This window comes from Pseudomonas sp. HS6 (assembly GCF_023375815.1).
Taxonomy (GTDB): Bacteria; Pseudomonadota; Gammaproteobacteria; order Pseudomonadales; family Pseudomonadaceae; genus Aquipseudomonas.
In genome coordinates, this window is record NZ_CP067412.1 from 3,006,140 (window position 1) to 3,017,931 (window position 11,792).

Sequence of the window (11,792 nt, forward strand, 5' to 3'; positions counted from 1 at the left end):
CCATGACCAAGACTCTCCATCACCGTGCGTGCCACCTGTGCGAAGCCATCTGCGGCTTGAGCATCGAAACCACTGAAACCGACGGCCAGGTGCAGATCACCTCGATCAAGGGTGATGCACTGGATACCTTCAGTCGCGGGCACATTTGCCCCAAGGCTGTGGCGCTGCAAGATATCCAGAACGATCCGGATCGCCTGCGCCAACCCATGCGCCGGATCGGCAGTGAATGGTTGCCGATCGGGTGGGAAGAGGCTTTTGAACTGGTGGCTGAAAAGCTCTCGGCGATTCAGGCGCGTCATGGGCAGAACGCGGTTGCCGTGTATCAGGGCAATCCGAGTGTGCACAACTATGGGCTGATGACCCACAGCAATTACTTTCTGGGCCTGCTGAAAACCCGCAATCGCTACTCGGCGACCTCGGTCGATCAGTTGCCCCATCACCTGACCAGCTACTTGATGTACGGCCACGGTCTGCTGCTGCCGATCCCTGACATCGACCACACTGATTTCATGCTGATCCTGGGTGGCAACCCGCTGGCCTCTAATGGCAGCATCATGACCGTGCCGGACGTGGAAAAGCGTCTGAAGGCGATTCAGGCCCGGGGCGGCAAAGTGGTGGTGGTCGATCCGCGGCGCAGCGAGACAGCGGCGATGGCCGATCAGCACCTGTTCGTGCGTCCCGGTGGCGATGCGGCGCTGCTGTTTGGTGTGCTCAACACGCTGTTCAGCGAGGGACTGACTTCGGAAAGCCATCTGCCGGTGGTCGGTCTGGATGACGTTCGCGCAGCGGTGGCGGCGTTCACGGCCGAGTCCATGAGCCCGCTGTGCGCTGTTCCTGCCGAACAGATCCGCCAATTGGCCCGGGACTTCGCCGCAGCGCCAAGCGCCGTCTGCTACGGGCGGATGGGCGTTTCCACCCAGGCTTTCGGTACTCTGTGCCATTGGGTCGTGCAATTGATCAATCTGGTGACCGGCAACCTCGACCGCGTTGGCGGTGCACTGTGCACCGAGCCGGCGGTGGATCTGGTGGCGTCCACCTCCGGTGGGCACTTCAACAAATGGCAGAGCCGTGTTTCGGGCCGCCCCGAGTATGGCGGTGAGTTGCCGGTCTCGGCGCTGGCCGAAGAAATGCTCACCGAAGGTGAAGGCCAAATTCGTGCGCTGATCACCGTGGCGGGCAACCCGGTGCTTTCGACGCCCAACGGCCGGCAACTGGAACAGGCGCTGGACGGGTTGGAGTTCATGGTCAGTGTTGACCTGTACATCAACGAAACCACCCGTTATGCCGACCTGATCCTGCCATCCACCTCAGCGCTGGAGAACGATCACTACGACACCACGTTCAACCTGTTCGCGGTGCGCAACGTCACCCGCTTCAACCGGGCGATCCTCGCCAAACCCGAGGGCGCGCTGCATGACTGGGAGATTTTCGTCGGTCTGGCCAAGGCCTTTGCGGCGAAGACCGACAAGGAACTGAAGCCGACGATGCCGCCGGCGAAGATGATCGACATGGGCCTGCGCATGGGCCTGTATGGCGACGCGTCCGAGCACAAATTATCGCTGGCGACGCTGTTCGATCATCCGCATGGCGTGGATCTGGGGGCGCTGAAACCCAACCTGACACCGCGATTGAAGACCGCCAATCAACGAGTCCAGGCGGCACCGCCGGAAATTCTGGCCGACCTGGCGCGTTTCTCTGCCTTGCAGGCGCCGGCCGCCGATGAGTTGTTGATGATCGGCCGTCGCCATGTGCGCAGCAACAACTCGTGGATGCACAACTATCATCGATTGGTGAAGGGCAAGCCGCGTCATCAGTTGCTGATGAACCCGGACGATCTCGCCAGTCGCGGGCTCAGCGATGGTCAGCTTGTGCGCGTGAGCTCACGGGTCGGGCAGATCGAGGTCGAAGTGCTGGGCAGCGCGGACATGATGCCGGGCGTGGTCAGCCTGCCACACGGTTGGGGTCATGCCCGGCCGGGCGTGCAGATGGCGATTGCCAGCGGCCAGCCGGGCTCCAGCGCCAACGACCTGACCGATGAATGCCAGCTCGACGAGTTGTCGGGCAATGCGGCGCTCAATGGCGTGCCGGTGACGGTGGCGGCGGCTTGAGCATGTCTGTCGGGGAGACCGAGCAGGGCGCTCGGGATTCCGTTACAATGCGCCACCGTGCCGACCCATGAGTCGGAAAGTTCAGCCGAGGTGCTCCATGGATATCATCGAAACGATTAAAGAGCAGATTGCCAACAACACCATTCTGCTTTACATGAAAGGCTCGCCGAATGCCCCGCAGTGTGGCTTCTCCGCGAAAGCTGCGCAGGCCGTGATGGGCTGTGGCGAGAAGTTCGCCTACGTCGACATCCTGCAGAACCCGGAGATCCGTGCGAACCTGCCGAAGTACGCCAACTGGCCGACTTTCCCACAACTGTGGGTCGGCGGTGAGCTGGTCGGCGGCAGCGACATCATGGCTGAAATGTTCGCCAACGGTGAGCTGCAGACTCTGGTCAAAGATGCATCCGCCAAGGCTGCTGCGGCCAAGTCCGAAGCCTGATTGGCTTCTGCCCGGATTTCGGCGAGTCTGAAGTCCGGGCAATAAAAAGCCCCGCCTCTCGAAAGAAGGCGGGGCTTTTTAGTGTCTCGAGTTTAGCGCTCGCTCATTACTCGTCTTCGCCCATCTGCGATTGCAGATAGTTCTCAAGACCGACTTTATCGATCAGGCCCAGTTGTGTTTCCAGCCAGTCGATGTGTTCTTCTTCAGACTCGAGAATGTCTTCGAGCAGTTCGCGGCTGCCGAAGTCACCTACGGATTCGCAATGAGCGATGGCGGCCTTCAGGTCGGCATGGCCAGTGCGCTCGATACGCAGGTCGCACTCCAGCATTTCCTTGGTGTGCTCGCCGATGTGCAGCTTGCCCAAGTCCTGCACGTTCGGCAGGCCTTCGAGGAACAGGATGCGCTTGATCAGCTTGTCCGCGTGCTTCATCTCGTCGATGGATTCTTTGTACTCGTGCTTGCCGAGCTTGTTCAGGCCCCAATCTTCATACATGCGTGCATGCAGGAAGTACTGATTGATCGCGACCAGCTCATTGGCAAGGATCTTGTTGAGATGCTGGATGACTGTAATGTCGCCTTTCATGATGGGAGTCCTGCCCTAAGTAGCGGTATATAAGGCGGAGTTTGAGCTTGGTATTTATAAGTGTCAAACCTAAGTTATTGAATAATATATGAAAATTAATCGGAATAAGAATGTTTGTGTTCCGCGTCTAGTAGCTAAGCAATTGATTTTCAGGCATAAAAAAACCGGACATAAGTCCGGTTCTTCGAAATGGGTGCAATTACGCGGCAGTAAATTCCACAGGGTAGGGGATCGCGGCCTGGGCGGTTTGCAGCTTGGTCAGGGTTTCGCGTACCACTTCCTTCGCGAGGCAGGCACATTTGCCGCATTGGCTGGCTACGCCGGTGGCCTGACGGACTTCTTTATAGCTGCAGCAACCTTCATAGATCGCTTCGCGGATCTGTCCGTCGGTGACGCCAGTGCAGAGGCAAACATACATAAGTGAGAACCGTCGCTGGTTGTGGCTCAATTGCGATGGATCTTAATGTTAACGAGAATGATTGTCAAAGTGCTTTCCCAACGGTTTTCATCACCAACGGCTGTGACTGACGAACGGTGGTGCATGGCTGAATGCCAGCCGGGTTTTCGCGAAAAACCGTTAAGGACAGTCCAAAAACGCAGTGTATGATGGTCGGCCCTTGCGAAGGGGGTTCGTGTCACAGGGCTGTCGCCTGAGGGTGGCAGGCTGGCGCGAACCCTGAACTTCAAGTTTCTACACCAGGAGATATCAATGAGCGTACTCGTAGGCAAACAAGCCCCTGACTTCACCGTCCCGGCCGTACTCGGCAATGGCGAGATCGTTGACAGCTTCACCCTGTCCTCGGCCATCAAAGGCAAATACGGCCTGGTGTTCTTCTACCCGCTGGACTTCACCTTCGTCTGCCCGTCCGAGCTGATCGCTCTGGACAACCGCATGGCCGACTTCAAGGCACGCAACGTAGAAGTGATCGCTGTTTCGATCGACTCGCACTTCACCCACAACGCCTGGCGCAACACCCCGGTCAACAATGGCGGCATCGGTCAGGTGAAATACACCATGGCTGCCGACATGAAGCACGACATTGCCAAGGCTTACGACGTTGAGTCCGAAGGCGGCGTGGCTTTCCGTGGCGCGTTCCTGATCGACGACAAAGGCGTTGTCCGTTCGCAGATCATCAACGACCTGCCACTGGGTCGTAACATGGAAGAGCTGATCCGTCTGGTCGATGCTCTGCAATTCCACGAAGAGCACGGCGAAGTCTGCCCTGCCAACTGGAAAAAAGGCGACAAAGGCATGAACGCTTCGCCAGAAGGCGTTGCGGCTTACCTGACCGAGAACGCTGCTGCCCTGTAAGGCGCACGCTTCAGGTACAGAAAGCGAGGTACAAAAAAACCGGCCCATGTGGCCGGTTTTTTTATTTGGGGAGTCAGCGAATCCTTTGTGTAGGCATCATTTGTTTCAATTGGCTGGAAAAAATACTGGATGACTGAACAGTGCATGGATAGGGTTGTCGTGGAGCGAGAGAGGGGCGAGGTTTATTGACCTGGACCGAATCGCGCCTCACTTAAGGTATGCAATGGATTGCATGACGCAAAAGGGGTTTCAAATGCCGAGTAGCTTGGACGTTGCGGATTATTTCCTCTGCCTGGAAGGGCATGAAGGTGAGATCTCCAATCTCAAAATTCAAAAAATGGTCTATTACGCTCAAGGGTTCAGTCTGGCCCTTCATGGGGTGGCGCTCTTTCCTGAGCAATTGGAAGCATGGATGCACGGGCCAGTGGTCCCGGCTCTGTATCGAAAATTCAGCCAGTTTGGATCGGGTTCCATTCCGCCTCCAGATGATTTCAATCCCGATGTTTTCAGTGCAAAACAACAAAGTCTGCTCAACGAAGTGTTCGACGTTTATGGCCAATTTTCGGCGTGGAAGCTACGCCAGTTGACGCATGAAGAAGAACCCTGGCGGAGAAATTTCAAGGAAGGAGAGTTCAGTAGGGAAATCCCCGCCTGCGAGATGCAGGAGTATTTCCGGGAGCATTGGGTGAACTGAAAAATGGCAAAGCTAAAACGCAGGGAAAGCGATGCGGCGGCGAAGGTAACGGCACGAACGTCTACCACAGAGATAGATACATCGGAAGCTCGGCCTCCGGTTTTCTCTTTTGAATATTTACAGAATGGCTGGTGCATTCAAGATTGTGAGACCGTCGAGCGGTCGAAAATGCTGGAGCGCCTGAGAATCCTGGGAAAAATGACGTGGAGAGAATTACGCAAGGAGCACAGGCATCGTTATGGCTGTGAAACGATTGAGAGAAACAGCCTGAAAGTGGGGATTCCTGCTTTTTTAACAGGTGATGTCAGATTGCTGGTGTTTAGGGCTTTTGAGCGTGTAGCGATGGTGGGATACAAGAACCATCGTATTTTTTATGTCGTGTGGATTGATCGAGAATTTAAGCTCTATAAGCATTAAACAAAAAAACCGGCCCCAGTGGCCGGTTTTTTCATGGTCGAAATAAGTCGACGACCCTCAGTCGTCGAAGTCTTCCCAGCCGCCCATCTGCTTCCAGCGGTTGACGATGCCGCAGAACAGCTCGGCCGTCTTTTCGGTGTCGTAACGCGCGGAGTGCGCTTCACGGCCATCGAAATCGATGTCGGCTGCCTGACAGGCCTTGGCCAGTACGGTTTGACCGTAAGCCAGACCCGCGAGGGTCGCGGTGTCGAAGCTGGAGAACGGGTGGAACGGGTTGCGCTTCATGTCCAGCCGCGCAACGGCGGCGTTGAGGAAGCCCAGGTCGAAGCTGCTGTTGTGGCCGACGAGGATCGCCCGCTTGCAACCGTTGGCCTTCAAGGCTTTGCGCACGCCACGGAAAATGTCGGTCAGGGCCGTCTCTTCGCTGACGGCCATGCGCAACGGATGATCAAGCTTGATCCCGGTGAACTCCAGCGCGGCCGCTTCGATGTTGGCGCCTTCGAACGGCTCGACACGGAAGAAGTAGGTGTGATCCGGGTAGACGAAACCCTTTTCATCCATGGCGATGGTGGTCGCGGCGATCTCCAGAAGAGCGTCGGTGGCCGAATTGAAGCCACCGGTTTCTACGTCGACGACAACCGGCAGGTAGCCGCGAAAGCGTGCTGCCATTGGATGGCGCGAACCGCCGCCACCTTGACCGTCCAGTTCGTCGTCGAAATGGTCTTCACTCACGCGTGTTCCTCCAGCAGGCGCCAGCGCAGTTTTTCACCGGCGCGCAGCGGGATAACGGTCAGCTCGCCGAATGGCAGGCTGGTCGGGGCGGTCCATTCATCACGAACCAGGGTGATGCGATCAGTGTTCGCCGGCAGGCCGTAGAAGCGCGGGCCGTTGAGGCTGGCGAACGCTTCGAGCTTGTCCAGCGCATTGCGCTGTTCGAAGGCTTCGGCATACAACTCGATGGCGGCGTACGCGGTGTAGCAGCCGGCGCAGCCACAAGCGGCTTCCTTGGCGTGCTGGGCGTGCGGCGCCGAGTCGGTACCGAGGAAGAACTTTGCGCTGCCGCTGGTGGCGGCGTCGAGCAGGGCTTCCTGGTGGGTGTTGCGCTTGAGGATGGGCAGGCAATAGAAGTGCGGCCGGATCCCGCCCACCAGCATGTGGTTGCGGTTATAGAGCAGGTGATGCGCGGTGATGGTCGCGCCAACGTTGGCCGAAGCCTCGTTGACGAACTGCACGGCGTCGCCGGTGGTGATGTGTTCGAACACAACCTTGAGCGTCGGGAAACGCTCGACCACACGACGCATGTGCTCGTCGATGAAGATTTTCTCGCGGTCGAATACGTCGACATCGCCACGGGTGACTTCACCGTGGATCAACAGCGGCATGCCGACTTCGGCCATGGCTTCCAGCGCCGGGAAAATCTTGTCGATGCTGGTGACCCCGGAATCGGAGTTGGTGGTGGCGCCAGCCGGGTACAACTTGGCCGCGTGGACGAAACCGCTGGCCTTGGCTTCACGAATTTCTTCGGGCTGGGTACGGTCGGTGAGGTACAGCACCATCAACGGCTCGAAACGACTGCCGGCCGGGCGGGCAGCGAGAATCCGCTGGCGATAGCCGTCGGCTTCAGCGGCGTTGCGCACCGGAGGTACCAGGTTAGGCATGATGATCGCGCGACCAAAGGTGCGCGCAACATCTGCAACGGTATTGGTCAACACGGCACCATCGCGAAGATGAATGTGCCAGTCGTCGGGACGCAGCAGGGTCAGGCGGTCGGACATGAGGGGATTCCAGGCGGGTCAAACTGAGGCGAATGCTACCGGAAAAGACTCTTGCAGGCACTCGCTATCAAGTTTTGCGACGAGCGTCCGATATCCCATAGGTATGCCGTAAACGTATGTATCGGTCTTTTTGTTGTAGAAGCCAATGGAGCCTCCCGTGCGCCAGCGTTATTTAGCCTTGCTCAGTGTGTTTGCCAGTCTCCCCGCGATGGCACTGACCTACCAGACCCGTCTGGAGAACATTGAGTGGACGGTCGACGGCGACAAGTTCGAATGCCGCCTGACGCAACCGATTACCGATTTCGGTTCGGGCCAGTTCGTGCGCAAGGCCGGCGAGCAGGCGATATTCCGTTTGAACGCCTACAACGCCATGCTCGGCGGCGGTTCGGCGACCTTGATGGCGGCGGCTGCGCCTTGGCAGCCGGGCCGTGGCGATATCAATCTGGGCACGGTCAGGATCGGCAGTGGCAATGTCCTGTTCAACAGCTCCCAGGCTCAGGCCGGGCAACTGATCAGTGGCCTGATGGACGGACGCAGTCCCGTGGTGCGCCATGCATCGGGCGATGGCCGTGTGTCGGAGGTGCGTCTGTTGCCGGTCAAGTTCAGCAAGGCGTTCAACGACTATCAGACCTGTGTGGCGAAACTGCTGCCGCAGAATTTCGAGCAGATCAAGCAGTCGCAGATCGGCTTCCCCGGCGAAGGCGTTGACCTGGATGCCGCCGCCAAGGCCAAGCTGCAAGTGATGCTCGAATATATGAAGGCCGATCCCACGGTCAACCACATCGAGCTAGACGGCCACTCCGACAACAGCGGCAATCGTCTGACCAACCGCGAACTGTCGCGCCGTCGGGCGCTGGCGGTGGTCGACTTCTTCAAGGCCAACGGCATTCAGGAATCGCAGATCACCGTGCGCTTCCATGGCGAGCAATACCCCATCGTGCCGAACACTAATGCAGCCAATCGTGCGAAAAACCGTCGGGTCAATGTCAAACTGGCGCGCGTGACGCCGATTACCACTCCAGCACCGCAAGCGAGCACGCCGGCCAGCACCGCGGCGACTTCCTGACTTGCCGGTCATCGTCGCCCTCTCGACAGATTCTGTCGCTTTGTCGTCTTAAGCTGTCGCGCCTCTGTAAATTATCGCGTTTGAGCGGTAGACTCCTCGGCTTTCCGTAGAACCCCGTGGAGTGATGGCATGGCGGACGTAAACAAGGTCGTTCTGGCGTATTCCGGCGGCCTGGACACTTCGGTGATCCTCAAGTGGCTGCAGGATACTTATAACTGTGAAGTCGTGACCTTCACCGCTGACCTGGGTCAGGGCGAAGAGGTCGAGCCGGCTCGCGCCAAGGCTCAGGCCATGGGCGTCAAAGAAATCTACATCGACGACCTGCGCGAAGAGTTCGTGCGTGACTTCGTGTTCCCGATGTTCCGTGCCAACACCGTTTACGAAGGCGAGTACCTGCTGGGTACTTCCATCGCGCGTCCGCTGATCGCCAAGCGTCTGATCGAAATCGCCAACGAAACCGGCGCCGACGCCATTTCCCACGGCGCAACCGGCAAGGGCAACGACCAGGTACGTTTCGAATTGGGAGCCTACGCGCTCAAGCCGGGCGTAAAAGTGATTGCCCCTTGGCGCGAGTGGGACTTGCTGTCCCGCGAGAAGCTGATGGACTACGCCGAGAAGCACGCGATCCCGATCGAGCGTCACGGCAAGAAGAAGTCCCCGTACTCGATGGACGCCAACCTGCTGCACATCTCCTATGAAGGCGGCGTGCTGGAAGACACTTGGACCGAGCACGAAGAAGACATGTGGCGCTGGACCGTCTCCCCGGAGAACGCACCTGACAAGCCGCAATACCTGGAACTGACTTACCGCAACGGCGACATCGTCGCACTGGACGGCGTCGAAATGACTCCGGCCACTGTACTGGCGACCCTGAACAAGATCGGTGGCCAACACGGTATCGGCCGTCTCGACATCGTCGAGAACCGTTATGTCGGCATGAAGTCCCGTGGCTGCTACGAAACCCCGGGCGGCACCATCATGCTGCGCGCTCACCGCGCCATCGAATCGATCACCCTGGACCGCGAAGTCGCTCACCTCAAAGACGAGTTGATGCCGAAGTACGCCAGCTTGATCTACACCGGTTACTGGTGGAGCCCGGAGCGTTTGATGCTGCAACAGATGATCGACGCTTCACAGGTCAACGTGAACGGCGTCGTACGCCTGAAACTGTACAAGGGCAACGTGATCGTGACCGGCCGCAAGTCCGACGATTCGCTGTTCGACGCCAATATCGCGACCTTCGAAGAAGACGGCGGCGCCTACAATCAGGCCGACGCGGCGGGCTTCATCAAGCTCAACGCGCTGCGTATGCGCATTGCTGCCAACAAAGGCCGCAAGCTGTTCTGAGTCCTTCGGGCCAGACGTGAAATAGCGGTCTTGTCGTTGTGACAAGACCGCTATGCCGCAAACCCCCTCTGTTTACCTGATCGTTGTGGATCAGCGTTCCCGAACTCATCTGTTGTACTGTGTGCATCGTATTGATGTGCTTCGTGTCTCTGCGCCTCAATTCAAACTCTTCCCAATACACTGATGTTCTGCGCTTGAACGTCGTAAATAATACAATACGTGGTCCCCATGGCTTTCCTTCCTCGTTTGAGCGATTTGGCGATGTTTTCTTTCGGTAAAACGTCTGACATATCATCCGTTAAAACGAGGAATATTCTGAGTGAGTGCTTGGCGGGTTGTGGGATTTTTTCCAGGAGTGTGTTTATTTTTGATTCGGCATTCATGCTTCGAATGTCAATGATGTACAGCATGCTCAGCGGTTTCGGTAGTTTTACAGTCTGAATTCCTGTAATAAGTTGGTCGGTCGGTTCTTCAGGGGAATCAACGTTGTTATCTTCAAAAGCTTTCAGAAAGTTCTTGTCGTCATCAAAGTCCGAAGGTGCATAAAGCGATCGGTAGTTGAAGTTCAGGGTAATGAAAAACAAGAACAGTAAATAGAATGGAAAGCTGATCAGAAACCAGATGTAGATTTCCCGTTCGTCATTGTCAAGGAAGGGCAGCGACACCGCTGCGGACGTTTCGGAGATGAACGCGAATATGGCAATGACACTGATGGGGTTGGTGATTTTCTTGTTGATTTTTAACATATTCTTTACTCATGAGTATGATCTTTCTCGTCATGTTGGGTCGTTTAAGTTGTTGTAAGGGGGTGAAAATGTTTTTGTCACCCCGATGTCTGGTATTTATATTAAAAACGGCCAGGTGGATATAGATTTGTTGTTTCGGTTTTTTGTCTTGTCGAGTCGCTCTTTTCTGGGGGCTCTACTCGATAAGCCAGTGTTGCAGGTCAAATGATTTTCAAGTGGTCACTTGGTCCGGATGTCTTGTCGCTGCACTTATGAGTCTTTTCTGTAGGATAAATCTTTATTGCCCGTAGGAAGTGTCTCTCGCTGCCGATGCAAGGGAACTTCGCTATGCCAAGGGTGAAATGACTACGTTATTGTGCCGGTTCTAAAAATTCGAACAGCGAAACTGGACTTGCCCATGAATAAAGTGCTGATCGTGGATGATCACCCCGTCATTCGTCTTGCGGTGCGTATGCTGATGGAGCGTCATGGCTACGAAGTCATTGCAGAAACGGATAACGGAGTGGATGCATTACAACTGGCTCGTGACCAGATGCCTGATATCGTAATACTCGATATCGGGATACCGAAACTTGATGGGCTGGAAGTCATTGCGCGTCTTACAACTAGTGCGATGCCTTTAAAAGTGTTGGTGCTGACGTCTCAGGCCCCCGGCCATTTTTCCATGCGTTGCATGCAGTCGGGAGCGGCGGGATATGTTTGCAAACAACAGGATCTGACCGAGCTGCTCAGCGCTATCAAGGCTGTGCTGTCCGGATACAGCTATTTTCCGAATCAGGCGTTGCACACCGTACGCACAAGCCTGGGCAATGCCAGTGAAGCCGACATGGTCGATCGCCTGTCCGGGCGCGAGATGATGGTGTTGCAGCAATTGGCGCGCGGCAAGACCAACAAGGAAATCGCCGATGGCATGTTTCTCAGCAACAAGACTGTCAGCACCTACAAGACACGGCTGCTGTTGAAGCTCAACGCGCGTTCACTGGTGGATTTGATCGAGCTGGCCCAGCGCAATGGCCTGGTCTGACCGCTTCAGTCGCTGACGGATCATGGGCAGGTCAGCATCAGCTTGCAGTAGAAACGAAAAAGCCTCTGTTAAGGGAGGCTTTCAAATGTCAGAGATCGAAGTCGTAATCGGCCAATTGCTTCTGCAGTCGGCGTTCCTCAAGCATGTTATCGATGGTACGGCGTTTGCTCAGGTTGGTCTTGGCGACCTCAACGACCGGTTCGTCGTCTGATTCCGCGACGAAATCGTCTTCTACGTCCACTTGCTCTTTGCTGGTGCTCATAAGGTTAACTCCAGGCTAA

14 protein-coding genes are annotated in these 11,792 nt (G+C 56.5%); 8 read left to right on the forward strand and 6 right to left on the reverse strand.

Going from position 1 to position 11,792, the window contains the following annotated elements:
- Positions 1-2: 2 nt before the first annotated feature.
- Both JJN09_RS13595 and grxD read left to right on the forward strand, forming a co-directional pair.
- A complete protein-coding gene (locus tag JJN09_RS13595; RefSeq protein WP_249490578.1) occupies positions 3-2,108 on the forward strand; it encodes a molybdopterin oxidoreductase family protein in 2,106 nt (701 codons plus the stop codon).
- Between the two features lie 97 nt (positions 2,109-2,205).
- Complete coding sequence (gene grxD, locus JJN09_RS13600; RefSeq protein ID WP_249490579.1) at positions 2,206-2,547, forward strand: Grx4 family monothiol glutaredoxin; 342 nt, start codon at positions 2,206-2,208, stop codon at positions 2,545-2,547.
- 106 nt (positions 2,548-2,653) lie between these two features.
- Here the strand turns inward: grxD and bfr are convergent, their stop codons facing one another.
- Both bfr and JJN09_RS13610 read right to left on the reverse strand, forming a co-directional pair.
- On the reverse strand, positions 2,654-3,130 hold the full coding sequence (gene bfr / locus JJN09_RS13605) for a bacterioferritin (RefSeq protein ID WP_249490580.1): 477 nt from the start codon (positions 3,128-3,130) through the stop codon (positions 2,654-2,656).
- A 199-nt stretch (positions 3,131-3,329) separates the two neighbouring features.
- Positions 3,330-3,548 carry a bacterioferritin-associated ferredoxin gene (locus JJN09_RS13610; RefSeq protein WP_003227725.1) on the reverse strand — a complete coding sequence of 73 codons (219 nt, stop codon included), beginning with the start codon at positions 3,546-3,548 and terminating at the stop codon, positions 3,330-3,332.
- A 291-nt stretch (positions 3,549-3,839) separates the two neighbouring features.
- Here JJN09_RS13610 and JJN09_RS13615 point away from each other — a divergent pair, with 291 nt between their 5' ends.
- From JJN09_RS13615 to JJN09_RS13625, 3 genes are all read left to right on the forward strand, one after another.
- The gene (locus tag JJN09_RS13615) at positions 3,840-4,442 is read left to right on the forward strand and encodes a peroxiredoxin (protein WP_003227723.1); all 603 of its coding nucleotides are present in this window, start codon (positions 3,840-3,842) and stop codon (positions 4,440-4,442) included.
- 253 nt (positions 4,443-4,695) lie between these two features.
- Complete coding sequence (locus tag JJN09_RS13620) at positions 4,696-5,136, forward strand: Panacea domain-containing protein (RefSeq protein ID WP_249490581.1); 441 nt, start codon at positions 4,696-4,698, stop codon at positions 5,134-5,136.
- Between the two features lie 3 nt (positions 5,137-5,139).
- Positions 5,140-5,553 (forward strand): hypothetical protein, encoded by a 414-nt coding sequence (locus JJN09_RS13625; protein WP_249490582.1) that lies wholly within the window; start codon positions 5,140-5,142, stop codon positions 5,551-5,553.
- Positions 5,554-5,610: 57 nt separating this feature from the next.
- On the opposite strand, the gene rnt is transcribed toward JJN09_RS13625, so the two are convergent.
- Entirely contained in the window at positions 5,611-6,285 is a 675-nt protein-coding gene (gene rnt / locus JJN09_RS13630; protein ID WP_085709496.1) for a ribonuclease T, read from the reverse strand.
- Entirely contained in the window at positions 6,282-7,328 is a 1,047-nt protein-coding gene (gene pyrC, locus JJN09_RS13635; protein ID WP_039765844.1) for a dihydroorotase, read from the reverse strand. The genes rnt and pyrC overlap by 4 nt, the downstream gene beginning before the upstream one ends.
- Before the next feature lie 157 nt (positions 7,329-7,485).
- Between pyrC and JJN09_RS13640 the strand changes: the two genes are divergently transcribed.
- Together JJN09_RS13640 and JJN09_RS13645 are read left to right on the forward strand one after the other, a co-directional pair.
- Positions 7,486-8,394, forward strand: coding sequence for an OmpA family protein (locus JJN09_RS13640; protein WP_249490583.1), 909 nt, complete (start codon positions 7,486-7,488; stop codon positions 8,392-8,394).
- Between the two features lie 129 nt (positions 8,395-8,523).
- The gene (locus JJN09_RS13645) at positions 8,524-9,741 is read left to right on the forward strand and encodes an argininosuccinate synthase (RefSeq protein ID WP_096818458.1); all 1,218 of its coding nucleotides are present in this window, start codon (positions 8,524-8,526) and stop codon (positions 9,739-9,741) included.
- Between the two features lie 161 nt (positions 9,742-9,902).
- Here the strand turns inward: JJN09_RS13645 and JJN09_RS13650 are convergent, their stop codons facing one another.
- On the reverse strand, positions 9,903-10,487 hold the full coding sequence (locus JJN09_RS13650; RefSeq protein WP_249490584.1) for a hypothetical protein: 585 nt from the start codon (positions 10,485-10,487) through the stop codon (positions 9,903-9,905).
- A gap of 397 nt (positions 10,488-10,884) precedes the next feature.
- Between JJN09_RS13650 and JJN09_RS13655 the strand changes: the two genes are divergently transcribed.
- Positions 10,885-11,511 (forward strand): response regulator transcription factor, encoded by a 627-nt coding sequence (locus JJN09_RS13655; protein ID WP_085730184.1) that lies wholly within the window; start codon positions 10,885-10,887, stop codon positions 11,509-11,511.
- 88 nt (positions 11,512-11,599) lie between these two features.
- Here JJN09_RS13655 and JJN09_RS13660 read toward each other — a convergent pair whose 3' ends face one another.
- Positions 11,600-11,773, reverse strand: coding sequence for a PA3496 family putative envelope integrity protein (locus tag JJN09_RS13660; RefSeq protein WP_096818454.1), 174 nt, complete (start codon positions 11,771-11,773; stop codon positions 11,600-11,602).
- Between the last annotated feature and the right edge of the window lie 19 nt (positions 11,774-11,792).

What these genes read in the sequence shown, in the direction of transcription:
- JJN09_RS13595 (WP_249490578.1), top strand. Translation starts at nt 3, where the DNA reads ATGACCAAGACTCTCCATCACCGTGCGTGCCACCTGTGCGAAGCCATC.
- grxD (WP_249490579.1), top strand. Translation starts at nt 2,206, where the DNA reads ATGGATATCATCGAAACGATTAAAGAGCAGATTGCCAACAACACCATT.
- bfr (WP_249490580.1), bottom strand. Translation starts at nt 3,130, where the DNA reads ATGAAAGGCGACATTACAGTCATCCAGCATCTCAACAAGATCCTTGCC.
- JJN09_RS13610 (WP_003227725.1), bottom strand. Translation starts at nt 3,548, where the DNA reads ATGTATGTTTGCCTCTGCACTGGCGTCACCGACGGACAGATCCGCGAA.
- JJN09_RS13615 (WP_003227723.1), top strand. Translation starts at nt 3,840, where the DNA reads ATGAGCGTACTCGTAGGCAAACAAGCCCCTGACTTCACCGTCCCGGCC.
- JJN09_RS13620 (WP_249490581.1), top strand. Translation starts at nt 4,696, where the DNA reads ATGCCGAGTAGCTTGGACGTTGCGGATTATTTCCTCTGCCTGGAAGGG.
- JJN09_RS13625 (WP_249490582.1), top strand. Translation starts at nt 5,140, where the DNA reads ATGGCAAAGCTAAAACGCAGGGAAAGCGATGCGGCGGCGAAGGTAACG.
- pyrC (WP_039765844.1), bottom strand. Translation starts at nt 7,328, where the DNA reads ATGTCCGACCGCCTGACCCTGCTGCGTCCCGACGACTGGCACATTCAT.
- JJN09_RS13645 (WP_096818458.1), top strand. Translation starts at nt 8,524, where the DNA reads ATGGCGGACGTAAACAAGGTCGTTCTGGCGTATTCCGGCGGCCTGGAC.
- JJN09_RS13650 (WP_249490584.1), bottom strand. Translation starts at nt 10,487, where the DNA reads ATGTTAAAAATCAACAAGAAAATCACCAACCCCATCAGTGTCATTGCC.
- JJN09_RS13655 (WP_085730184.1), top strand. Translation starts at nt 10,885, where the DNA reads ATGAATAAAGTGCTGATCGTGGATGATCACCCCGTCATTCGTCTTGCG.
- JJN09_RS13660 (WP_096818454.1), bottom strand. Translation starts at nt 11,773, where the DNA reads ATGAGCACCAGCAAAGAGCAAGTGGACGTAGAAGACGATTTCGTCGCG.